The following is a 22015-nucleotide window of genomic DNA, read 5'->3' on the forward strand; positions in this document are numbered from 1 at the left end:
ACAGGGGGGCGGGCCGCCACATGACCCAACGATTCTGCATGGCGCTCGATCTTGTCGACGATGCCGATCTGATCGCTGAATACGAACGCTGGCACCAGGTTGGCCGCACGCCCCCCGGCATCATCCGATCGATCCGCGCGGCCGGAATCGAGAATATGGAGCTGTTTCGTGCGGGCAACCGCATGGTGATGGTGATCGACGCCGCCGACGATTTCTCGTTTGCGCGCAAGGCGGCGCTGGATACGGCCAACCCCGAGGTGATCGCGTGGGAACGCCGGATGGACGCCTTCCAGCGGCCCGTTCCGGCAGCGGCCGAGGGCGAGAAATGGACCGCGATGACGCGCATCTTCCGCCTCGCCGACCATCCCGACGAGGCACGATAATCGCGATTCGCACCTAGGATCAGGACCCATTGATTGCGAGGATCGTGATGTCGCCATGCAGGTTCGTGGCGAGGACAAGCGCCGAAGGCGGGGTTTTTGCCCCGTCGAGACGCGTCGACGCTGCCACGGACCTGCATGGCGGCACCCGAAGGGCGGGGCGGGAAAGCGCCGCGAGGGCGTTGCTCGATTGGTCCATAGCGCTGCTATGGACCGCACTCGCGCCTTCTCGCGCCATCTTTCCCGCCTCCGTCACGACCGCGCAATCAATGGGTCCTGACCCTAGCCACTGGCAATTGAGGCCGGTCTGCGCGATCCGGCCCCCGTGCCTCGCCCCGGTCACCAGTTCCACATCGTCCCGTCGGCAAGCCGCGCAACAGGCAACTGCTTGGGAGTGTACGGATATTTCGCTGCCAGCGTCTCGTCGATGGTGACGCCGTGGCCCGGCGTTTCGCCCGCGATCAGATAGCCGTCGTCGAACCGGTAATCGTGCGGGAACACCGCATCGGTCTCGGGCGAGTGGCGCATATATTCCTGGATGCCGAAATTGGGCACCCAGGTATCGAAATGGAGCGCCGCGCCCATGCACACCGGCGACAGATCGGTCGCGCCGTGGCTGCCGGTGCGGACCTGATAGAGGCTCGCGAGATCGGCGATCCGGCGCAGGTGGGTGATCCCCCCGGCATGGACGACGGTGGTGCGGATATAATCGATCAACTGGTGCTGGATCAGCTCGCGGCAATCCCAGATCGAATTGAAGATTTCGCCCACCGCCAGCGGCGTCACCGTATGCTGGCGGATCAGCCGGAATGCTTCCTGGTTCTCGGCCGGGGTCGAATCCTCCATCCAGAACAAATGGTAAGGTTCGAGCGCCTTGCCCAGCCGCCCCGCTTCGATCGGCGTCAGCCGGTGGTGGACGTCGTGGAGCAATTCGATCTCGTCGCCGTAGACCGCGCGGAGCCGATCGAACAATTTGGGCGCGTGGTTGAGATAGGCGGTCGTCGACCACAGGGTCTCGGTCGGCAACGTGCCGTCCGCGGGCTCGTAATAGAGATCGCCCTTGCCGACGCCATACGCGCCCTTGACCCCGGGAATGCCGCTTTGTGCGCGGATCGCGCGATAGCCCATCTCGCGATACACGCCGACCTGATCGACCGTCGCCTCGATATCGGCGCCATTGGCATGGCCGTAAACCAGCACGCCCTCACGCGAGCGCCCGCCAAGCAATTGATAGAGCGGCAACCCCGCGGCCTTGGCCTTGATATCCCACAAAGCAGTATCGACCGCCGCGATCGCGGTCATCGTCACCGGCCCGCGCCGCCAATAGGCGCCGCGATAGAGGAACTGCCACATATCCTCGATCCGGTGCGCGTCGCGGCCGATCAGATTGGGGATGACGTGATCGTTGAGATAGCTCGCGACCGCCAGCTCGCGGCCGTTGAGAGTCGCGTCGCCGATGCCGGTGATGCCCTGATTGGTCTCGATCACCAGCGTGACGAAATTGCGCCCCGGGCAGGTGACGACCACCCGCGCGTCGCGGATCGTGAGCTTTTCGTTGTTACCGCTTATGGTTGCGTTCATCTCCCGCGCCCTCTCCCGTTTCGCCCGCCGCGACGTTCGCGGCCACTATCGCCGTGTGTCATATCGCGTTAACGCTACCAAATAAACGACGACGACAAGGCGCCTCGACATCGCCGCGGCACGCCGTCATATACGTAACGCCGTATCAGATATGAAACGAGAGCGGCGCCAAGGAGGGGACGCATGGGAATCACCGCTGCGCCGATCGGCGACGCCACTGCCGATACCGACGCCGATGCCGGACAAGCCGGCACCGGCCGCTTCATCACGCCGGGGTTCAAGCTGGGCTTCGCGCTCGTCACCAGCCTGTTCTTCCTCTGGGCGATAGCGAACAATTTCAACGACATATTGATCCGCCATTTTCAGAAGGCACTCGATCTCAACCGCGCTGAGGCCGGATTGATCCAGTTCGTCTTCTATCTCGGCTATTTCCTGATGGCGCTGCCGGCGGGGATGCTGATGCGGCGCTTCGGCTATCGCGCGGGGATATTGTGTGGGCTGGGGCTCTACGCGCTGGGGGCGGTGCTGTTCTATCCGGCGGCCGAGATCCGCGCCTACGGGGTGTTCCTGGCGGCATTGTTCGTGATCGCGTCGGGCGCGGCGTTCCTCGAAACCGCCGCCAACCCCTATATCGTCGCGTTCGGTGATCCGGCGCGAGCGTCGCAGCGGCTCAACCTCGCGCAATCGTTCAACGGCTTCGGCGGGTTCGTGGCGCCGATCATCGGAGGAATGTTCATCTTCTCCGGCGTCGAGCACAGCGCCGCCGAGCTGGCTGCGATGTCCCCCGCCGAGCTGACCGCCTATCGCGTCTCCGAAGCGCAGATGGTGCAGATGCCCTATCTGACGCTCGCCGGAATCGTGATCTGCATCGGCATCGCGATCGCGCTCGTCCGGCTGCCGCGGATCAGCCATGACCGCGCGTCCGCGGGGACGCTGTCTGGCCTGCGATCGGTGCTGCGCGAGCCCGCGCTCGCCGGTGCGGTGATCGCGCAATTCTTCTATGTCGGCGCGCAGGTGGGGGTGTGGAGCTTCTTCATCGATTTCGTGAAGGAACTGAGCCCCGCGACGCCTGAGCGGACCGCTGCCTTCCTGCTTTCGCTCAGCCTGGTGCTGTTCATGGCGGGGCGCTTCATCGGCACCGCGCTGATGCAGCGCATATCGGCGACGCGGCTGCTGCTCGTCTTCGCCACGATCGATATCGTGCTGATCGCGATCGCCGCGTTCGCGCCCGGCATCGTCGCGGTGGGGGCGCTGACGCTGACGAGCTTCTTCATGTCGATCATGTTCCCGACGATCTTCTCGCTGGGGGTGAAGGATCTGGGCGATCGCGCGATGCTGGGGGCGCCGCTGATCATCATGGCGATCATCGGCGGCGCGCTGTTTCCGCCGCTGATGGGGCTCGCCTCGCAGGCGATCGGCGACGTCATCCAGCCCACGATGCTGCTGCCCGGCCTGTGCTTCGCCGTGATCGCGTTCTACGCCCGGCGCACGCACCGCGCCGAACGGCGGCGGCACGCCGCCGTCCCGCCGCTCCCCTGAGGAGACGGCAGGCGGCGGCCCGTCTTAGAGTTTGATCCACTGGCGTGGAAGCGGCCCCGGCCCACTCCCCCACGGGGTCCCCACAAAGTACTTTGTGGGGTTACACCCCACCCCACCTCCCATTCAGTATACTGCCGTTGGGAGGTGGGGTGGGGGAGCGGGCCGGGGCCGCAGCCGATTCAGCGTAGCTGAATCCGAATCTAGGCGAAGATGTCTTCCAGCGCCTTGCCCGACGGGCCTTCCTTCCAGTTGCGCAGCTCGACATAGAGCGAGGTCTGGACGGTGCCCCACACGGTATAGATGAGCGTGTTGAGCACGGCGGATCCCACGATCCAGCCGACCGACACGGCATTCTGCGCCATCGCCTCGGCGTTGACGGTACCGAGGATCAGGAGGCCGAACACGGCCGTCACGATCCACATCGCGACGAGGAGGATCAGTTCGAGCCCGAACACCTTCCACCGCGCGCCCTTGGTGAGTTCGCGGCTGCGGCCGAAGGCGCCGAACACCCCGGTGCGTTCCTCGACCAGCGCCGGCGCGACGACCGCCCACATGCAGAACAGCATGATCCCGGGAACGATCAGCAGGATGAGCCCGAGCCAGATACCGAGCGCCGCGAGGATGCTCAGCCCGATCAGCGGCAGCGCGACGGCAAGCCCTGCCGCAGCACTTTCGCCGAAGCTCGCGCGCTGCCCTTCGGTATGCGCGATCGTCGCGCGGACGAGCGCGCCCTGGACGAGCGCATAGAATATCATCGAGACGATCCCGGCGACGATCGCGACCGCGATTACCCCCATCTGCTGATAGCGATCGAGGATGCTCGTGCGCAGCGACACTTGAAACCAACTGATGAGCACCGCCGGGATCGCCCCGAACACGAACGCGATTCCGAACATGGTGACCGGATTCGCCGCGAGCACCGCGCCCGTGCGGCTGAGAATACGGCCGATCGACACCGTCTCGACGATGTCGGCTGTCTGGGTTGCCATTGCCCCTCTCCCCCTTGTTTCAGCCCATGCTACGGGGATTTCGATGCTTGTCCAGAGGGATGGCGCATTACGGGCGGTTGCGCGACGGCGCCGTTCGATTAGGATCGCACGCAGCGGCGAGGGTCGCGCGGGGGAATGAACGGGGTGATTGCGGCATTTTTCGGTCTGCAACAGGCGACGGCCGGTGATCCGCGCTTCGTTGCCGCGCACCGGGCGCTGCGGGGCGATTCGTCGGTTCAGTTCGATCTCCAGAGCGTGACCCCGCCGCCCGAGGCTCCCGCCTGGCTGAGCACGCTGGGCCATTGGTTCGAAACCGTGCTGCGCCCGATCGGCCGGCTGATCGCCTGGATCTCCAGCTTGATGCCCGCCGCGCCTTATGCGCGTATCCTGCTGTGGACGCTGATCGCCGCTGCCTTGGCCGCGTTCGTCTGGATGGCCGTCCAGCGGTTGCGGACGGGCGCGTGGCGGCTGCCGCTGTGGCGGCGCGCGCCACCCGCCGCCCCTGCCGAGGATGCCGACGACTGGGCGCCCGATGCGGCGCCCGCGCGCCGGTGGCTCGACGAGGCCGACGCGTTCGCCGCGCGCGGCGACTATGCGCAGGCGATCCATCATCTCCTGCTGCGCAGTGTCGAGGATATCGAACGGCGCCGGCCGCGGCTCGTCCGCCCCGCATCGACCAGCCGCGACCTTTCCGCCGCCGATGCCATTCCGGCGTCCGCGCGCGACCTGTTCGGGCGGATCGCGGCGCTAGTCGAGCGCAGCCTGTTCGGCGGCCGTGCCGTCGATGCCGTCGATTGGTCGGCGGCGCGCGAGGCTTATGCCACCTTCGCGCTGCCCAAGGCGTGGCGCGGATGAGTGATCTCGCCATCGGGCGGCACGACACCGACGACGCGATCTTCGCGCCGCGCACGGTGACGCTGATGCTGATCGTCGGGGTGATCGGCTTCGTCGGCGCGCTCGTGCTCGGCGCCTATACCCCCGATCTGCGCCAGGCCGACAATGGCGGCGAACATGCGCTGTCGCGATCGGCGGTGGGCTTTGCCGGGATCGTGCGGCTCGCCTCGGCGACCGGGCGCAACCCGCACATCATCCGCCGCGACAGCGACTGGAGCGACGCCGATCTCGTCATCGCGACCCCCGAGCGCGCGGCCGTCCCCGTGGGCGGGCTCACCCAGACGCGGCTCTACAAGACCACGCTGATGATCCTGCCCAAGTGGCAGACCGTGGAGGATGAGCGCCATTCGGGCTGGGTGCGGATCAAGGGCCTGCTCCCCATCAACGAGCCTGAAGGCGTGCTGGCGCCGGCCGAAAATTTCTCGATGCGGCGACGCGGCAAGGGCGGACAGCCGCTCGTCAACGCACCGGGCGTTCCCGACGCGATCGCCTTCACGGCGCCGCGCGAGACGCAGGTGATCGTCGATTACAAGCGCGCCGAGGGTGTCGACGCGGATGCGGATAGCGAGGAGGGCGACGACGGCGAGGAGGGCGCGGCGCCCCCACCCTTCATCCCGCTCATCACCGACGGCCAGGGCGGCACCGTGCTCGGGCGGCTCGGCAATCTCTACATCCTCGCCGATCCCGATCTGCTCGACAATGCCGGGATGAAGGAGGCGCGCAACGCCGCCTCGGCGCTGGCCCTGCTCGACTGGATCAACGGCGAGGACGCGACCTCGATCGGCTTCGACGTGACGTTGAACGGCCTCGGCGGCAGTCGCAGCCCGCTCACGCTCGCGTTCGACCCGCCCTTCCTCGCGATGACGCTCGCGCTGGCCGCGGCCGCGCTGCTGCTCGGCTGGCGCGCGCGCGGACGGTTCGGGGCGCCGCGCCCGCGCGACCGGGCGATCGCCTTCGGCACGCGCGCGCTGGTGGATAACAGCGCGGCGCTGGTCCGCAAGGCAGGCCGCGCGCGGCGGCTGGGCGGGCGCTATGCTGCGGTGATCCGCGAACAGGCGGTGCGCGGATTCGGGCTGTCACCCCGGCTCAAAGGCCCCGCGATCGACGCCTATCTCGACGATCTCGGCGGCGAGACGCGCTTCTCAGACCTCGCGAGCGCCGCCGAGGGCGCGGAGGATAATGCAACGATGCTCGCCGCCGCGCGGGCGCTTCACCAATGGCAACGGGAGAGACTGGGTGACGATTGACGACATCCGAACGCTGGCAGCGGCGATCCGCGGCGAGGTGGCGAAGGCCGTGATCGGGCAGGACGCGACCGTCGATCTGATGCTGGTCGCGCTGTTCTCGGGCGGGCACATCCTGCTCGAAGGCCCGCCGGGCACCGCCAAGACCCTGCTCGCGCACAGTTTCGCCGAGGCGGTGGGGCTCCGGTTCGGGCGCATCCAGTTCACGCCCGATCTGATGCCCGGCGACATCATCGGCGCGAACCTGTTCAACTTCCAGACCTCGACCTTCTCGCTGACGCGCGGGCCGATCTTCACCGACATGCTGCTCGCCGACGAGATCAACCGCACCCCGCCCAAGACGCAGGCCGCGCTGCTCGAGGCGATGCAGGAGCGCACGGTGACGATCGACGGCGACACGCTGCCGCTGGGGCCACGCTTCACCGTCATCGCAACGCAGAACCCGATCGAGCAGCAGGGCGTCTATCCGCTGCCCGAGGCGCAGCTCGATCGCTTCCTGTTCAAGCAGATCGTCGATTATCCTTCGGCCGAGGAGGAACGCCGGATCATCGCCGCGCACGGCAACGCCAGCGACCAGATGTCCCCCGGATTCTGGGGCGTCACCCGCGCCGCCGATGCCGAGGCGATCGGCGGGGCGGTGGCGGCGGTCTCAGGCGTGCGGCTGGTCGACGAGGTCGTCGATTATATCGCCGATCTGATCCGCGGCACGCGCAGCGTCGCCGATCTCGAAAGCGGCGCCAGCCCGCGTGCCGGCGCATTGCTGGCGGGCGCGGCGCGCGCGCGGGCGGCGATCGACGGCCGCGATTTCGTCATCCCCGACGACGTCAAGGCGCTCGCGCCAGCGTTGCTGCGCCATCGGCTGATCCTATCGCCCGCCGCCGAGATCGACGGCCGGCAGGTCGAGGAGGTGGTCGCGACGATCATCGACACGATCGAGGCGCCGCGTTGATCTATCCGACACGAACGGCGATCATCGCGGCGGCGGCGGGCGCGCCGATCGCGCTCGCGGTGGCGATTCTCTTTCCAGTCCAATGGTATGCGGGGCTTGCCTGGAGCGCCGCGGTGATCGTGCTCGCGCTCGTCGACGCCGTGGCGCGCGCGCGGCCGGGCGCGGCAGGTGCGACGCTCGATCTGCCTGCGACGGCATCGGTGGGCGCGCCGATCGTCGCGCTGGCGCATGTCACGATCGATGCCGCGCACGCGCCCGCCACGGCCGAAGTGGCACTGCCCCCCGATCCACTCGTCGATGCCACCGCCGATGGCGAGGCGTGGATCGCACTCGATCAGGGGCACGGCACCGCCCCGATTGCGCTGGCCACAAAGCGCCGCGGCACCGCGCGCTTCACGCGGCTGTGGGTGCGCTGGCGTGGACCGCTCCGGCTGGTGTGGAAGCAGCGGATCGTCGCCATCGACGCCCATGTCGCGATCCTGCCCGATATCGATGCCGTCCAGCGTCGCGGCTCGGAAATTTTCCGCCGCCACGCGCTGCAAGGATTACTCGCGCAGATGAACCGCGGCGACGGCAGCGATTTCGACGCGTTGGTCGAATTCCGCGCCGGCATGGACCGCCGCGCGATCGACTGGAAGCAATCGGCGCGGCACCTGAAGCTCCGCGCCAAGGAATTTCGCACCGAACGCAACAACCAGATCGTGTTCGCGATCGATGCCGGGCGCCAGATGACCGATCCGATCGCGGGGCTGCCCCGGCTCGATCGCGCGGTATCGGCGGTGCTGCAAAACGCCTGGGTCGCGCTCAAGCTCGGCGACCGGGCATCGCTGTTCGCGTTCGATTCGCGGCCCCGGCTCGCGAGCGGCTTCGTCGCCGGCCCGGGCGCGTTCGGCGAGTTGCAGCGGCTCGCCGCGCGGATCGATTACAGCGGCGAGGAACCCAATTACACCTTCGCACTGGCGACGCTGGCGAGCCGGCTCGCGCGGCGATCGATGATCGTGCTGCTCACCGAATTCACCGATCCCACCTCGGCCGAATTCCTCGTCCAGTCGGCGGCGCGGCTGATGCGCACGCACCTGCTGCTCGTCGTCGTGCTGCGCGACGACGATCTCGACGCGCTCGCCGAGCGTGTGCCTGAGGATGTCGACGACGTCACTCGCGCGGTCACCGCCGCCGCGCTACTGCGCGAACGCCTGCTGGTGCTGACGCGGCTGCGGCACATGGGCGCGCATGTCGTCGAGAGCGAATATGATCGCGTCGGCGAGCGGCTGATCGCCGCGTATCTCGATCTAAAGCGGAGGAACCTGTTGTGAGCGCGTCGCTGGGCGCCGAGCCGATCCTCGTCAACGCGACGCGTTTCCGCCTCGCGAACGAGGCCGATTGGGCACGGCTCGAGCGCATCGTCGGCACGATCGAAAAGAAATCGGTGCGCGCGCTCGACGATGACGATCTGCTGGCGCTGCCGGTGCTCTATCGCGGCGCGCTGTCGTCGCTGTCGGTCGCGCGCGAGACCTCGCTCGATCGCGCGCTGGTGCGCTATCTCGAACAATTGTGCACGCGCGCCTATTTCCAGATCTACGGCGTCCAGACCTCGGGCTGGCGCCAGCTCCGCGCCTTTGTCGCGCAAGGCTGGCCCGATGCGATCGCAGGGCTGGCACGCGAGACGCTGGCGGCGCTGATGCTGACCGTGTTCGGCACCATCCTGGGCTATCTGCTCGTGCGGCATGATGCGGGCTGGTTCTACGACATCATCCCCGATGGCCTCGCCGCCGGGCGCGATCCCGCCGCGTCGGCCGCGTCGCTGCGTGCGACACTCTATGACGGCGGCGGCGACGGCCCGCTGGCGACGCTCGCCACCGCCTTGTTCACCCACAATTCGCAGGTCGCCCTGTTCGCTTTCGCGCTGGGCTTCGCGTTCGCGGTGCCGACCGCGTTGCTGCTGGTCTACAACGGGCTGATGCTCGGGGCGTTTTTCGCGGTGTTCGTGCCCAAGGGGCTCGGCGGAGAATTCGGCGGCTGGCTGCTGATCCACGGCACGACCGAATTGTTCGCGATTATGCTCGCGGGTGCCGCCGGATTCCGCATCGGCATGGCGGTGGCCTTTCCGGGCCGCCTGTCGCGGATCGATTCGGCGGTTTCGGCGGGGCGCAGCGCGGGTGTGGCGATGGCGGGGGTGATCCTGATGCTGCTCGTCGCCGGGCTGCTCGAAGGGATAGGCCGCCAGACGATCCTGGTCGACTGGCAGCGCTATCTGATCGCGTTCGGGATGCTCGCCGGCTGGCTGGTCTATTTCTACACGCCGAGGCGGCGGGCATGATCTGGCGCCGCAAGAAGACGACGGAGCGTCGCGCGCCCAAATCGCTGCGCCGCAGCTTCGTGACCCCCGAGGGCGTCGACCTCCAGCTCGATCTCGGCGGCGCGGGCGAGCGCGCGGGCGCGTTTCTCGTCGATCTGCTGCTGATCCTCGCGATCCTGATCGGGGGCACGCTGCTGCTCTGGCTGATCTTCGGCAATATCGAGGAAAGCGGCGCCTCGGCGGTCGCGATCCTGTGGCTGCTCGGCTTCTTCGTATTGCGCAATGGCTGGTTCACGCTGTTCGAGATGGGCGGGCGCGGCGCAACGCCGGGCAAGCGGCTGATGGGCCTGCGCGTCGTCGCGCGCGACGGTGCTCGGCTGACCGGCGGCGCGGTGATCGTGCGCAACGCGATGCGCGAGATCGAAATATTCCTCCCGCTCTCGTTTCTCGCGTTCCGCGGATCGGAGAACGCCGCCGATACCGCGCTGACGGTCTGCGCGCTGCTGTGGAGCGGCATCTTCCTGTTCTTCCCGCTGTTCAACCGCGATCGGCTGCGCGTCGGCGATCTGCTCGCGGGCACCTGGGTGGTGCATATCGTGCGCAGCACGCTCGGGCGCGATCTCGTCGCCGCGCAGATCAATCGCGAGCGCTGGACGTTCAGCGACGACGCGCTCGATCTGTACGGAATCTACGAATTGCAGACGCTCGAGGACGTGCTGCGCCGGGGCGAAACCGGCGCGATCCGCACCGTCGCGACGTCGATCCGCCACAAGGCCGGGCTCCCCGATCACGGCGACGATTACGATTTCCTGTTCGATTATTATGCCGCGCTGTGCGCCCGCCTCGAACGCGACATGCTGCTCGGCCGCCGCCGCGCGGACAAATTCCAGGCGGCGTAGGCGTCGTCCGGCCGGCCCGCTCACACGTCGAGTTCGAGCACCGTCACCGACGCGGCCGGGAACGGCACCGCGTCACCCGGCGCATAGGTCGCTTCCTCGCGCACCATCGGGTCTTCGCGCGCCGACTGGATTTCGGCGAACGGATCGCTCGCCGACAGCCTGATCGCCCGGACGGCGCGCGGCGCCTTGCCCGCGATCGTCGGCACCACCCGGACGGCGCGATCGAGCCGCGTGTTGACGGCATGGACGTAGACGGTGTTCCCCGTCCGGCTCGCCACCGCGTCGAGGTCGCCCGGGACGCTCGCGAGCGCGAGCGCGTGCGCGCCGCTATGGTGGCGATACAGCGCCGCGACCTTGCCCGCGGGCATCAGATACGAATCGCCCTTGGGGGTGGGCATCATCACGACGTTGGTCTGCCAGCGATTGCCGCAGAAATCGCCGATATTGGCGATGCGGAGCACGTCGCCGTGGCGCTGATAGAGGTTCTGGAAGCGCGCATAGGCGACCCCCACCGCCCAGGTCGAATTGAGGTCGCCGCGGTTGCGGCCCCGGATCGTGAAATGGCTCTCGGTCAGCGCCAGCGGCGTGGATCCGGTCTGTTGGCGGATCTCCCTGATCTTCGCTTCCTGCGTGCCGACGCTCGCCATCAGCGTTTCCCAGGCGGCGGCGGGATCGTGCTTGTACGCCTCGTCGCCGCACGCCGGGCCGGGATCGAACAGATGATGGAACGCGAGCATGTCGATCAGCTCGCCGGCCGCGCCGATCATGTCCTGCGCCCAGCCGCTGTCGCCCCAGGCGATCAACTTGATCGTCGGGTCGACGCCGCGCATGGCCCGCGCGAACGCGATCGTCTGCGCGATCGCCTCGGGCTTCTTGAAGCGCGCCTTGTCGTACGAGGTTTCGTTGCCGATCTGCCAGTAACGGATCGGCCGCGCGGCGGCGTGGCCGTTGGCGGCGCGTTCGGGATGCGTGGCAGCATTGCAATAGCGCACCCAGTCGGCGGCTTCCTGCGCATCGCCCGCGCGGTGCTCGCCGAGCGCATTGATCGCCCATTTGGGATCGCCCTCGCTGGCGAAATTGACGCACATCAGCGGCTCGGCACCGATGAGGCCGCAAAAATCGAGAAATTCGTCGGTGCCGATCTGGCTGGTCTCGACCCCACCCCACATCAGATTGTGCATCGGCGTGCGCGCGGATCGGGGGCCGACGCCTTCACGCCACCGGTAATAAGCGCTCAGCAGCCCGCCCCAGCGCAGCATCGGCGGCGCCAGCGCGCGCGTGGCGGCGACCAGATCGGGGCGCCAGCGCTGCGTGAAATGATCCCACGACGCCTCCACCGAACCGTCGGTGGTGCCGAGCGGCTCCATGAACTGCATATAGAGATAGGGCGACAGCGCGAAGCCGGGATCGGGCAGGATATCCATCGATCCGGCAGCGGCGGCAGCGGCCGGGACCGGCGCGGCGCCCGCCCCCGCGGGCATCCCGACGGCGAGCGCCGCCCCGATCGGCACGGCCGCGCGCAGCAAATCCCGGCGACTCGTGTTCAACTCGGCCATCGCTCCATCTCCCATCCGCTATCCCGGTGCGCATCATGAGCGGCGGCCGGCGATCGACGGGTGTTGTCGCGGATGCGTGCGGACGACGCAACGGGGGAGGTTCAGGTGAGGCCAGTACCCTCGCCCCCGAACGCCGACGCCCGGCTTTCTCGTCGATTGCCGATGATGGTGCCCCTGGCCGGACTCGAACCAGCATGCCTTGCGGCACTCGATTTTGAGTCGAGCGCGTCTACCAATTTCGCCACAGGGGCAGCGCGCCGCTCGCTAGACGATGCGCGCGCATGCCGCAAGCGGGGTCGGCGGCGCGCGATCGATCAATTGCGCGGTGCCTGCCGCCGGTAGCTCAGGGCCTCGGCGACGTGGAGCCGCCCTACCCCGTCGCTTCCCGCCAGGTCGGCGATCGTGCGGGCGACGCGGAGCACGCGCGTATAGCCCCGCGCCGAAAGCCGCATCGCCTCGGCCGCCTGCGCCAGCAGCACGCGGCCGGACTCGTCGGGGGTCGCCACCGCCGTCAGCAGATCGCCGTCGATCTCGGCGTTGGTGCGCGTCTCGGTGCCGTCATAGCGGCGCGCCTGCACCTGCCGCGCGGCGGCGACGCGCGCCGCCACCTCGGCCGAGCCCTCGGCGGGCGGCGGCAACACGAGATCGGCCGCGGTTACCGCCTGCACCTCGACATGCAGGTCGATCCGGTCGAGCAGCGGCCCTGACACCTTGGCCTGATAATCCGCCGCGCACCTCGGCGCGCGCGAACAGGCGAGCGAGGCGTCGCCCAGATGCCCGCACCGGCACGGGTTCATCGCGGCGATCAGTTGCACGCGCGCCGGGAAGGTGACGTGCGCATTGGCGCGCGCGACGCTGACCACGCCGGTCTCCAGCGGCTGACGCAGCGAATCGAGCGCGCCGCGCTGGAATTCGGGGAGTTCGTCGAGGAACAACACCCCCAGATGCGCCAGGCTGACCTCGCCCGGCTTGACCTTGAGCCCGCCGCCGACTAGCGCCGCCATCGACGCCGAATGGTGGGGGTTGCGAAACGGGCGTGTCCGCGTCAGCCGCCCGCCCGCCAGCGTCCCCGCCACCGATTGCACCATCGACACTTCGAGCGCTTCGGCGGCGTCGAGCGGCGGCAGGATGCCGGGCAGACAACTCGCCATCAGCGATTTGCCCGCGCCCGGCGGCCCGACCATCAGCAGATTGTGCCCGCCGGCCGCCGCGATCTCCAGCGCGCGCTTGGCGGTTTCCTGCCCCTTGACCTGTTTGAGATCCGGCCCCGCGCCGGGCACCTCCGCCTCGCCGGGCTGTGGGGGAGACAAGAGGCCGTGGCCCTTGAAATGGTTGAGCAGCGCCAGCAGGTCGGGCGCGGCGACCACCTCGATCGATCCCGCCCAGGCCGCCTCCGCGCCCTGGCTCGCGGGGCAGACCAGCCCCTTGCCCTCTGTCGACGCGTGCAGCGCAGCGAGCAACACCCCCGGCGACGGCGCGATTCGCCCGTCGAGCCCAAGTTCGCCGACGACGACGTATTCGGCGAGCGTCTCGACATCGACCACGCCCATCGCGCCCAACAGCGCGAGCGCCACGGCGAGGTCGAAATGCGCGCCTTCCTTGGGCAGGTCCGCCGGCGACAGGTTGATGACGATGCGCTTGGGCGGCAGCGCGAGCCCCAGCGCGGCGACCGCGCCGCGCACGCGTTCACGGCTTTCGGCGACCGCCTTGTCCGCCAGCCCGACGACGTGGAACGCGGGCAGCCCGGCGATGAGCTGCGCCTGCACCTCGACCGCGCGCGCCTCGAGCCCGAGATACGCCACTGTCGATACGATCGCGACCATGTTCCCATCCCCCCAATACCTTATCCATAAGCCCTTTTCCCCGCGCGCCAACCGGGGCAGGAGAGCGACCGCCCCGTTCCGGGGCAAACCAACCCCACGCCGACTTGTAGACGCAACACACCAACCCCAGATGGCCCCCGTGACGCCCGATCGCCCCAAGCGCCGTTCCCACCCCGCCGTGCGCATCGCCTTGCTGGTGGTCGGCACGTTGCTGATTCTGTCGACTCCGATCGTCGGCCCGCTGCCGGGGCCGGGCGGCATCTTCGTCTTTGCCGGGGGGCTGACGCTGGTGCTGCGCAATTCGCTGTGGGCGCGGCGGCGCTTCGCGCGGCTCAAGCGACGCTGGCCGAAAATGGGCGAAATGGCCGACCACAGCCTGCGCCGCCGCAGCTTCCGCCGCCGCCGAGCGAAGGAGGTCGAACTGGGATTGCGCGAGCCGACGCCGCCCTTGCGCGAGCGCGTCCGGCGCTGGGTCGCCGCGCGGCGCGGCAAGGAGCGTTCGCGTTGACTTGTGCGGCGCTGTTGCCTATGGGCTCGGGCCGTAAGGCCGTCCGCGTGGCGGCCCTTTTCAATTCTGAATTCCGAGGAATGATCGATGAAGCGGACCTTTCAGCCGAGCAACCTGGTGCGGGCGCGCCGTCACGGCTTCCGCTCGCGGATGGCGACTCCGGGCGGCCGCAAGGTGATCCGGGCGCGTCGGGCGCGCGGCCGCAAGAAGCTGTCGGCGTAACGGCCATTTGCGACGGCTCCGGCCCGCCCCTCCACCCGATCTCCCAACAGGGTACGATGGTGGGGGCACGGACTGGTGCAGTGGCAACGATCAAGGCCCGCCGCGATTTCCTCGCGGCGAATGCGGGCAGGCGCGCGCCGATGCCCGGCTTCGTGCTGCTGGCGCGGCCGCGCGGCGACGATGATCCGGCGATGCGGATCGGGATCACCGTCACCAGGAAGATCGGCAATGCCGTCGTCCGCAATCGCATGAAGCGGCGTTTCCGCGCGCTCGCGCGGGAGGTGTTGCCCGAACACGGGCTGGCCGGTGCCGATCACATCCTGATCGGCCGCGCGGGCGGCGTCGAGCGCGATTTCGGTGCGCTGCGTGCCGAACTCGTCAAGGCGCTGGCGAAGGTGGCGCGGTGATCGCCCGGCTCCTCATCCTGCTCTGCCGCGCGTGGCAGCTCGGTCCGTCGGCGATCCTGCCGCCGACCTGCCGCTATCAGCCGAGTTGTTCGGCCTATGCAATCGAGGCGCTCCGCCGCTATGGGGCGCTGAAGGGGGGATGGCTCGCCGCGCGCCGGATCGCGCGCTGCCACCCGTGGGGCGGGTACGGCCCTGACCCGGTGCCTTGAATTCAGACGTAAGGACCACGCCTGGTGAGCCAAGACAATCGTAACCTCGTCGTGTTCGCGCTCATCGCGGTGCTGCTGCTGTTCGGCTGGCCGCTGGTGCAGCACCAGTTCTTCCCGACCGCCAACCCGCCGGTGACGACAATCAAGGACGGCAAGACCGAGGTCTTGCCCCAGCCGTCGGCCGATCCCGCCGCCGATGCCCCCGCCGCGGTGCGCAACCGGCAGCAGGTGCTCGCCGAAACGCCGCGCGTGGCGATCGACACCCCCGCGCTGTCGGGCTCGATCAACCTCAAGGGGCCGCGGATCGACGATCTGATTCTCAAGGATTACAACCAGACCGTCGCCAAGGATTCGGCGCCGATCCGGCTGCTTTCGCCCTCGGGCGCGCCCGACGCCTATTTCGCGAGCTTCGGCTGGCAGGCGCAGGGGCTCAACCCGCCCGGGCCGGACACGATCTGGCAGGCGAGTGGGACCAAGCTGACGCCCGCCACGCCGGTGACGCTGAGCGCGGCCAACGATCATGGCCAGCGCTTCCAGATCAGGATCGCCATCGATCAGGATTTCATGTTCACCGTCCAGCAGACGGTCGCCAATGCGGGCGCCGCGCCGGTCCAGGTCGCGACCTACGCGCTCGTCAACAGGAAGGGCGTGTCCGAAGATCCCGATAGCTGGACGATCCACATCGGCCCGATGGCGGTGCATGGCGGCAGCGCCGATTACGACATCAACTTCAAGGATATCGACAAAGCCCCCGAACGTTTCGACACGACCGGTGGCTGGCTCGGCTTTTCCGACAAATACTGGCTGACCGCGCTGATCCCCGATCAGGGGCAGCCCTTCGCGGGGCAGTTCCGCGCGGGCGCCAACAAGGCCTATCAGGCCGATTACACGCTTCAGCCCAGGACGGTGCAGCCCGGCCAGGCGGTGACGCAGACCGCGCGCTTCTTCGCGGGCGCCAAGGAAGTGCGCCTGCTCGACGCCTATACCGACAAGGCCGGCGTGACGATGCTCGATTACGCGATCGACTGGGGCTGGTTCCGCGTCGTCGAAAAGCCGATCTTCTATTATCTCGACTGGCTGTTCAAACTGGTCGGCAATTTCGGCGTCGCGATCATCCTGCTGACGGTCACGATCCGCGGGCTCATGTTCCCGATCGCGCAGAAGCAGTTCGCCTCGATGGCGTCGATGCGCGCGCTCCAGCCCAAGATGAAGGCGATCCAGGAGCGCTACAAGGACGACAAGCCGCGCCAGCAGCAGGAGATCATGCAGCTCTACAAGACCGAGAAGGTCAATCCGGTCGCGGGCTGCCTGCCCACCCTGCTCCAGGTGCCGATCTTCTACGCGCTCTACAAGGTGCTGATGCTGACGATCGAAATGCGCCACCAGCCGTTCGTGCTGTGGATCAAGGATCTGTCGGCGCCCGATCCGCTGACCCCGCTCAACCTGTTCGGGCTGCTCGATTTCACGCCGCCGCACTTCATCGCGATCGGCGTGATCCCGATCCTGCTCGGCATCTCGATGTACTTCCAGTTCAAGCTCAACCCCGCGCCGATGGATGCCGCGCAGAAGCAGATTTTCGCGCTGATGCCGTGGGTGCTGATGTTCGTGATGGCGCCGTTCGCAGTCGGCCTTCAGGTCTATTGGATCACCTCGAACCTGCTCACCATCGCGCAGCAGCAATGGCTCTATTCGAAACATCCGGCGCTCAAACAGGCCGCGGTGAAATAGTGACGGGGTTCGACGAGGAGGCGATCGAGCACGCCCGCAAGGCCTTTGCCGGCCCGATCGCTTTCCTCAAATCCGCGCCGTCGCTGCAATTCCTGCCCGACGCCGCCGCGCCCGAAGTCGCGTTCGCGGGCCGTTCGAACGTCGGCAAGTCGTCGCTTCTGAACGCGCTCACCGGGCGCAAGGCGCTCGCGCGCACCTCGGTGACGCCGGGGCGCACGCAGGAACTGAACTTCTTCGACGTGGGCACGCCGCTCGTCTTTCGGCTGGTCGACATGCCCGGCTACGGCTTCGCCAAGGCGCCCAAGGATGTCGTCAAGAAGTGGCGCTTTCTGATCAACGATTTCCTGCGCGGCCGCGCGGTGCTCAAGCGCACGCTCGTCCTCATCGATTCGCGCCACGGCATCAAGGACGTGGATCGCGACGTGATGAAGATGCTCGACGACGCCGCGGTCAGCTATCGCATCGTCCTCACCAAGGCCGACAAGATCAAGCCCACCGAACTTGTGACGGTCGCGCAGGCGACCGCCGACGAAGCGCGCAAGCGCCCCGCCGCGCATCCCGACATCATTTCGACGTCGAGCGAGACCGGGCTCGGCATCGCCGAGCTTCGCGCCGCGGTGATCGAAGCGCTCGGCTAGAGGCGAACTCGTACGGCGCGGCCTAGACAGCCGCGCGGCGGTTCCCTACCCCGCCCTTCCATGAAACTCATCATCGGCAACAAGGCATATTCGTCGTGGTCGCTGCGCGGCTGGCTGGCGTGTAGGCAATCGGGGCTTCCGTTCGAGGAAGTCGTCGTGCCGCTCTACGACGCCGACTGGAGCCAGCGGCGCGAAGGCGCGGAGTTCGGCCCCTCCTCGGGCAAGGTGCCGATCCTGTGGGACGGCGAGGCGGTGGTGTGGGACAGCCTGGCGATCGTCGAATATCTCGCGGAAAAGGCCGGCCGCGACGCATTCTGGCCCACCGACGATGCCGCACGCGCGATGGCGCGATCGATGGCGGCCGAGATGCATTCGAGCTTCACGGCGCTGCGCCGCAAGCATTCGATGAACATCCGCCAGGTCTTCGAGGCCCGGCGCCCCGACGATGACGTGCTCGGCGATCTGCAACGGATCATGCAGATCTGGGCCGAGGCGCGCGCGCGTTTCGGCGGCGGGGGCGATTTCCTGTTCGGCGATTTCGGCGCCGCCGACATCATGTTCGCGCCGGTGGTGACGCGGATCGTCACCTATCAGCTCCCCGTGCCCCGCTTCGCGCCCGCCTATATGCACGCGGTGCTCGAACACCCCTTCATGCAGGATTGGATCGCCGCCGCGCAGGAGGAGGAATGGGTGATCGAGCAGTTCGAACACCCGTCGGCGGGGTAGCGTTTGATTTGCTTGTTTGGAAGCGGCACCGGCCCGCTCCCGATTCAGCACCGTTCAATAGGGCGTGCCGTCCGCGTGGGTGTCGCCGCCTTCCGGCGTCCACAGCAGGTCGGCGTCGGGATAGTGGCACGGCGACTCTTCGGGAAGCCCGAGCGCGACGAACACGCACGCCGCCGCCGATTCGTTGACGAGATGATGGCCGTTGCGATCGCCCTTGGGGAAGATCGCGACATCGCCGGGGTGCATCGGGTGCCGCCCCTCATCGTCGACCAGCACCGCCATGCCGGCCAGCATCACGACGATTTCGTCCTCGCCTTCGTGCCAGTGCCGCTGCGACGACCAGCCGCCCGGCGGCACCGTGACATGGTTCACCACCCAGTCGGTCGCCCCCGCGGGCACCGACAGGTTGCGCACCACGCGCCCCGCGACCGGCACGTCGAGCGGCGGCGGATAGCCGCTGCCGGTGGTGAACGGGATTGTATCGGGATCGAGCTTGGGCAATGGAACCTCCCATGTCTGCCGCCATCCTGCCCGATCCGGTCGCGCTCACCAAGGCGCTCATCGCCTGCGACAGCGTGACTCCCGCACGCGGCGTCGTATTCGACGTACTGGAGGCCGCGCTGACGCCGCTCGGCTTCGCGGTCGAGCGCTTCACGGCGGGCGAGGCGCCCGACGGGCCGGTCGAAAACCTGCTCGCGGTGCGCGGGCACGACGGCCCGCATGTTGCCTTCGCCGGGCATCTCGACGTGGTGCCGCCGGGCGCGGGCTGGTCGGCCGATCCGTTCGCGGGTGAGGAGCGCGGCGGGCTGCTCTACGGCCGCGGCGCGGTCGACATGAAGGGCGCGGTCGCGGCCTTCGTCGCGGCGGCGGCACAGGTATCGGCCGATGCGGGAACGCTCAGCCTGATCATCACCGGCGACGAGGAAGGCCCCGCGCTCCACGGCACCCGCGCGCTGATCGAGCGCATGGCCGCGCGCGGCATCCGCCCCGATTTCTGCCTCGTCGGCGAGCCCACGTCGGTGGCGCGGCTGGGCGACACGATCAAGATCGGGCGGCGCGGCTCGGTCAATATCTGGATCGACGTGCCCGGCCAGCAGGGCCACGTCGCCTATCCGCACCTCGCCGACAATCCGATCACCCGGCTGATCGCGATCCTCGCCGAGATCGAGGGGCTGGTGCTCGACGACGGGACCGACTGGTTCCAGCCCTCGAACATCGAAGTCACCGATCTGAACGTCGGCAACCCGGCGCACAACGTCATCCCCGGCCGCGCGCAGGCCAGGCTCAGCATCCGCTTCAACGACCTGCATCGCGGCGCCGATCTCGCGGCGCGGATCGAAGCGATCGCCCACAAACACACGCCCGCCGCGATCGTGACGCCGCTGATCTCGGGCGAGGCGTTCCTCACCCAGCCCGGCGCGCTGTCGGACGCGATCGGCGATGCGATCGAGGCCGCCACCGGCACGCGGCCCGAGCTATCGACCTCGGGCGGCACGTCGGACGCGCGCTTCCTGTCGGTGCTCTGCCCGACGGCGGAATTCGGGCTGGTCAACGCGACGATGCACAAGCTCGACGAGGCTGTCGCGGTCGCCGATCTCCACCGGCTGACGGAAATCTACGCCGATATCGCGACGCGGTTATTCAGAGGGTGATCCACTCGCGTGGGAGCGGGCGGGTGCCGCACCCGATAGCCGACTCTATCCCACGCTGATCGCGCGATCGCCGGCGCGCGCCCAATCGACGAACGCGGCTTCGGCCATCGGCGGCGCCACCGCATAGCCCTGCACGACGTCGCAGCCGAGCACGCGCAACAGGTTCATCTGCGCGTCGCTCTCGACCGCCTCGGCGACCGCCTGGCAACCGAGACCGTGGATCAGCCCGATCACCGCCTGCGCCACCGCGCGCGCCTCGGCATGGTCGACGATATGCTCGACGATCGAGCGGTCGAGCTTGATCCGGTCGATCGGCAAGACCTTGAGCCGCGCGAGGTTCGAATAGCCGGTGCCGAAATCGTCGATCGCGACCAGCGCGCCATCGGCCCGCAACTCGCCGATCGCGGCGAGCACGTCGTCGCTGCAATGCATCGCCAGCGTCTCGGTGATTTCGAGTTCGAGCAACCGCGCCGGCGCGCCGGCGGCGTGCATCGCCTGGCGCAGGCCGCGAAAGAAGCTCGCGTGGTCGAGCTGGCGCCGGCTGACGTTGATCGCCAGCCGCTGCTCGATCCCCATCCGGCTCCAGCGCGCGATCGTCATCGCGACGGTATCGATCACCCATTGGCCGATCTCGACGATCAGCCCGGTTTCCTCGGCGCGCTCGATGAAGCTGCCCGGCAGCCTGAGCCCGTCGCCGGGGTGGTTCCAGCGCAGCAGCGCCTCGGCGGCGACGATCGCGCCGTCGGTCAGGCGGACCTGCGGCTGATAGACGAGCGCGAACTGATCGCGCTCGACCGCGCTGCGCAGATCGATCTCGAGCTGCGCGCGATCGGCAAGCTGGCTTGCGAGCGCCTCGCTGAACTGTTCGACCCGGCCGCGCCCGTGCCCCTTCGCCTGATACATCGCCGCGTCGGCGGCGCGCATCAGTTCGGTCAGCGAGGTGCCGTGGCGCGGACGGAGCGCGACACCCACCGACGCGCCGATCTCGATCTCCTGCCCGGCGATCTCGAACGGCTCGCTGAGCGCGAACAGCACCGCGCGCCCGATCCGCGCGGCCTCCGCGGTCGAGCCGATATCGGGCAGGAAGATCGTGAATTCGTCGCCGGCCAGCCGCCCGACGATGGCATGGCTTCCCCGCCCTGCCCGCGCGGCGACCGCGCGCAGCCGGTTGGCGACCATGCCGAGCAGCGAATCGCCGATCGCGTGGCCAAGCGAATCGTTGACCGCCTTGAAGCGATCGAGATCGATGAACAGCAATGCCGCGACGCTGCCGGGGGCGAGCCCCGCGAGCGCGCGTTCGCAACTCCGCCGGAAATTGATCCGGTTGGGCAGCGCCGTCACCGGATCGAACATCGCCAGCCGCTGCGCGCTTTCCAGATTCTCGCCGAGCTGCCGGAACAGCCCGTCCATCGCGACCGCCAGTTCGGGCAAGGTGCGCGCGATTTCCGCCGGAATGTCCTCATCGAGATCGCCGTTGGCGGCACGCGACAGGCGCGCGATCGCGACATCGACCGCCGACGCGACTCCCGCCAGCGCGCGTTCGACGCACGCCCAGCTCATCGCCGCGCAGATCACCGCCGGGATCAGCGCGATGGCCGCGCTCTGTGCGTCGACCCGGCCGTGCGACGTCGCCGCGAGCGCAAGGATGAACACCACCGCCCCCGCCGACAAGGCGAAGGCGACGGCCCGGCTCTTCAACGAAACGCCCTCGCTCCTGATGATCGCCCGTACCCCTTTCGCGCCCGCATCGTGCCTGTGGCGCGCGCGCGATCATC

Annotated in this window: 22 protein-coding genes and 1 tRNA gene; 16 read left to right on the forward strand and 7 right to left on the reverse strand. The window is 68.3% G+C overall.

The window, feature by feature from the left end; all coding sequences use genetic code 11:
* Positions 1-20 precede the first annotated feature (20 nt).
* A complete protein-coding gene (locus DFR49_RS19685; RefSeq protein ID WP_119037429.1) occupies positions 21-383 on the forward strand; it encodes an L-rhamnose mutarotase in 363 nt (120 codons plus the stop codon).
* A gap of 336 nt (positions 384-719) precedes the next feature.
* Here DFR49_RS19685 and manD read toward each other — a convergent pair whose 3' ends face one another.
* The gene (manD, locus tag DFR49_RS19690; protein WP_119037430.1) at positions 720-1961 is read right to left on the reverse strand and encodes a D-mannonate dehydratase ManD; all 1242 of its coding nucleotides are present in this window, start codon (positions 1959-1961) and stop codon (positions 720-722) included.
* 183 nt (positions 1962-2144) lie between these two features.
* Here manD and fucP point away from each other — a divergent pair, with 183 nt between their 5' ends.
* Positions 2145-3500, forward strand: a complete 1356-nt coding sequence (gene fucP, locus DFR49_RS19695) for an L-fucose:H+ symporter permease (RefSeq protein WP_119037431.1) — start codon at positions 2145-2147, stop codon at positions 3498-3500.
* A gap of 200 nt (positions 3501-3700) precedes the next feature.
* Here the strand turns inward: fucP and DFR49_RS19700 are convergent, their stop codons facing one another.
* A complete protein-coding gene (locus tag DFR49_RS19700; protein WP_119037432.1) occupies positions 3701-4489 on the reverse strand; it encodes a hypothetical protein in 789 nt (262 codons plus the stop codon).
* 135 nt (positions 4490-4624) lie between these two features.
* On the opposite strand from DFR49_RS19700, the gene DFR49_RS19705 reads away from it, so the two are divergent.
* Genes DFR49_RS19705 through DFR49_RS19730 form a run of 6 tightly spaced genes read left to right on the forward strand, consistent with a single transcriptional unit; the run spans position 4625 to position 10771 of the window.
* Positions 4625-5344, forward strand: a complete 720-nt coding sequence (locus DFR49_RS19705; RefSeq protein WP_119037433.1) for a DUF4129 domain-containing protein — start codon at positions 4625-4627, stop codon at positions 5342-5344.
* Positions 5341-6630, forward strand: coding sequence for a hypothetical protein (locus DFR49_RS19710; RefSeq protein WP_119037533.1), 1290 nt, complete (start codon positions 5341-5343; stop codon positions 6628-6630). The genes DFR49_RS19705 and DFR49_RS19710 overlap by 4 nt, the downstream gene beginning before the upstream one ends.
* Positions 6620-7576 carry an AAA family ATPase gene (locus DFR49_RS19715; RefSeq protein WP_119037434.1) on the forward strand — a complete coding sequence of 319 codons (957 nt, stop codon included), beginning with the start codon at positions 6620-6622 and terminating at the stop codon, positions 7574-7576. The genes DFR49_RS19710 and DFR49_RS19715 overlap by 11 nt, the downstream gene beginning before the upstream one ends.
* Positions 7573-8889, forward strand: coding sequence for a DUF58 domain-containing protein (locus DFR49_RS19720; RefSeq protein WP_119037435.1), 1317 nt, complete (start codon positions 7573-7575; stop codon positions 8887-8889). Before DFR49_RS19715 ends, DFR49_RS19720 begins: the two co-directional genes overlap by 4 nt.
* Complete coding sequence (locus DFR49_RS19725; RefSeq protein WP_119037436.1) at positions 8886-9893, forward strand: stage II sporulation protein M; 1008 nt, start codon at positions 8886-8888, stop codon at positions 9891-9893. The genes DFR49_RS19720 and DFR49_RS19725 overlap by 4 nt, the downstream gene beginning before the upstream one ends.
* The gene (locus DFR49_RS19730) at positions 9890-10771 is read left to right on the forward strand and encodes an RDD family protein (protein ID WP_119037437.1); all 882 of its coding nucleotides are present in this window, start codon (positions 9890-9892) and stop codon (positions 10769-10771) included. The genes DFR49_RS19725 and DFR49_RS19730 overlap by 4 nt, the downstream gene beginning before the upstream one ends.
* 20 nt (positions 10772-10791) lie before the next feature.
* Here DFR49_RS19730 and DFR49_RS19735 read toward each other — a convergent pair whose 3' ends face one another.
* The 3 genes from DFR49_RS19735 to DFR49_RS19745 all read right to left on the reverse strand — a co-directional run bounded on the left by DFR49_RS19735 (position 10792) and on the right by DFR49_RS19745 (position 14150).
* Positions 10792-12327: an alpha-L-arabinofuranosidase gene (locus DFR49_RS19735; protein ID WP_119037438.1), complete on the reverse strand. Its 1536-nt coding sequence runs from the start codon at positions 12325-12327 to the stop codon at positions 10792-10794.
* Positions 12328-12493: 166 nt separating this feature from the next.
* Positions 12494-12578, reverse strand: a tRNA-Leu gene (locus DFR49_RS19740).
* Between the two features lie 63 nt (positions 12579-12641).
* Positions 12642-14150, reverse strand: a complete 1509-nt coding sequence (locus DFR49_RS19745; protein ID WP_119037439.1) for a YifB family Mg chelatase-like AAA ATPase — start codon at positions 14148-14150, stop codon at positions 12642-12644.
* Between the two features lie 139 nt (positions 14151-14289).
* Between DFR49_RS19745 and DFR49_RS19750 the strand changes: the two genes are divergently transcribed.
* The 7 genes from DFR49_RS19750 to DFR49_RS19780 all read left to right on the forward strand — a co-directional run bounded on the left by DFR49_RS19750 (position 14290) and on the right by DFR49_RS19780 (position 18588).
* Positions 14290-14658, forward strand: coding sequence for a PGPGW domain-containing protein (locus tag DFR49_RS19750; RefSeq protein WP_211325949.1), 369 nt, complete (start codon positions 14290-14292; stop codon positions 14656-14658).
* Between the two features lie 87 nt (positions 14659-14745).
* A complete protein-coding gene (gene rpmH / locus DFR49_RS19755) occupies positions 14746-14880 on the forward strand; it encodes a 50S ribosomal protein L34 (RefSeq protein WP_119037440.1) in 135 nt (44 codons plus the stop codon).
* A gap of 80 nt (positions 14881-14960) precedes the next feature.
* A complete protein-coding gene (rnpA, locus tag DFR49_RS19760) occupies positions 14961-15287 on the forward strand; it encodes a ribonuclease P protein component (protein ID WP_245968662.1) in 327 nt (108 codons plus the stop codon).
* Positions 15284-15496 carry a membrane protein insertion efficiency factor YidD gene (gene yidD, locus DFR49_RS19765; protein WP_119037442.1) on the forward strand — a complete coding sequence of 71 codons (213 nt, stop codon included), beginning with the start codon at positions 15284-15286 and terminating at the stop codon, positions 15494-15496. Before rnpA ends, yidD begins: the two co-directional genes overlap by 4 nt.
* A 24-nt stretch (positions 15497-15520) precedes the next feature.
* Positions 15521-17224 (forward strand): membrane protein insertase YidC, encoded by a 1704-nt coding sequence (gene yidC / locus DFR49_RS19770; RefSeq protein WP_119037443.1) that lies wholly within the window; start codon positions 15521-15523, stop codon positions 17222-17224.
* On the forward strand, positions 17224-17862 hold the full coding sequence (yihA, locus tag DFR49_RS19775; protein ID WP_245968663.1) for a ribosome biogenesis GTP-binding protein YihA/YsxC: 639 nt from the start codon (positions 17224-17226) through the stop codon (positions 17860-17862). Before yidC ends, yihA begins: the two co-directional genes overlap by 1 nt.
* Before the next feature lie 60 nt (positions 17863-17922).
* Positions 17923-18588 carry a glutathione S-transferase gene (locus DFR49_RS19780; protein ID WP_119037445.1) on the forward strand — a complete coding sequence of 222 codons (666 nt, stop codon included), beginning with the start codon at positions 17923-17925 and terminating at the stop codon, positions 18586-18588.
* A 54-nt stretch (positions 18589-18642) separates the two neighbouring features.
* On the opposite strand, the gene DFR49_RS19785 is transcribed toward DFR49_RS19780, so the two are convergent.
* A complete protein-coding gene (locus tag DFR49_RS19785) occupies positions 18643-19089 on the reverse strand; it encodes a cupin domain-containing protein (protein WP_119037446.1) in 447 nt (148 codons plus the stop codon).
* Between the two features lie 11 nt (positions 19090-19100).
* Here DFR49_RS19785 and dapE point away from each other — a divergent pair, with 11 nt between their 5' ends.
* A complete protein-coding gene (gene dapE, locus DFR49_RS19790; RefSeq protein ID WP_119037447.1) occupies positions 19101-20240 on the forward strand; it encodes a succinyl-diaminopimelate desuccinylase in 1140 nt (379 codons plus the stop codon).
* Positions 20241-20285: 45 nt separating this feature from the next.
* On the opposite strand, the gene DFR49_RS19795 is transcribed toward dapE, so the two are convergent.
* On the reverse strand, positions 20286-21938 hold the full coding sequence (locus DFR49_RS19795) for a putative bifunctional diguanylate cyclase/phosphodiesterase (RefSeq protein ID WP_245968664.1): 1653 nt from the start codon (positions 21936-21938) through the stop codon (positions 20286-20288).
* Positions 21939-22015 lie beyond the last annotated feature (77 nt).

It is taken from the genome of Hephaestia caeni (genome assembly GCF_003550065.1).
GTDB classification, from domain to species: domain Bacteria; phylum Pseudomonadota; class Alphaproteobacteria; order Sphingomonadales; family Sphingomonadaceae; genus Sphingomonas; species Sphingomonas caeni_A.

What these genes read in the sequence shown, in the direction of transcription:
- DFR49_RS19780 (WP_119037445.1), top strand. Translation starts at nt 17,923, where the DNA reads ATGAAACTCATCATCGGCAACAAGGCATATTCGTCGTGGTCGCTGCGC.
- rpmH (WP_119037440.1), top strand. Translation starts at nt 14,746, where the DNA reads ATGAAGCGGACCTTTCAGCCGAGCAACCTGGTGCGGGCGCGCCGTCAC.
- fucP (WP_119037431.1), top strand. Translation starts at nt 2,145, where the DNA reads ATGGGAATCACCGCTGCGCCGATCGGCGACGCCACTGCCGATACCGAC.
- DFR49_RS19730 (WP_119037437.1), top strand. Translation starts at nt 9,890, where the DNA reads ATGATCTGGCGCCGCAAGAAGACGACGGAGCGTCGCGCGCCCAAATCG.
- DFR49_RS19700 (WP_119037432.1), bottom strand. Translation starts at nt 4,489, where the DNA reads ATGGCAACCCAGACAGCCGACATCGTCGAGACGGTGTCGATCGGCCGT.
- DFR49_RS19735 (WP_119037438.1), bottom strand. Translation starts at nt 12,327, where the DNA reads ATGGCCGAGTTGAACACGAGTCGCCGGGATTTGCTGCGCGCGGCCGTG.
- DFR49_RS19745 (WP_119037439.1), bottom strand. Translation starts at nt 14,150, where the DNA reads ATGGTCGCGATCGTATCGACAGTGGCGTATCTCGGGCTCGAGGCGCGC.
- DFR49_RS19710 (WP_119037533.1), top strand. Translation starts at nt 5,341, where the DNA reads ATGAGTGATCTCGCCATCGGGCGGCACGACACCGACGACGCGATCTTC.
- DFR49_RS19685 (WP_119037429.1), top strand. Translation starts at nt 21, where the DNA reads ATGACCCAACGATTCTGCATGGCGCTCGATCTTGTCGACGATGCCGAT.
- dapE (WP_119037447.1), top strand. Translation starts at nt 19,101, where the DNA reads ATGTCTGCCGCCATCCTGCCCGATCCGGTCGCGCTCACCAAGGCGCTC.
- manD (WP_119037430.1), bottom strand. Translation starts at nt 1,961, where the DNA reads ATGAACGCAACCATAAGCGGTAACAACGAAAAGCTCACGATCCGCGAC.
- DFR49_RS19705 (WP_119037433.1), top strand. Translation starts at nt 4,625, where the DNA reads ATGAACGGGGTGATTGCGGCATTTTTCGGTCTGCAACAGGCGACGGCC.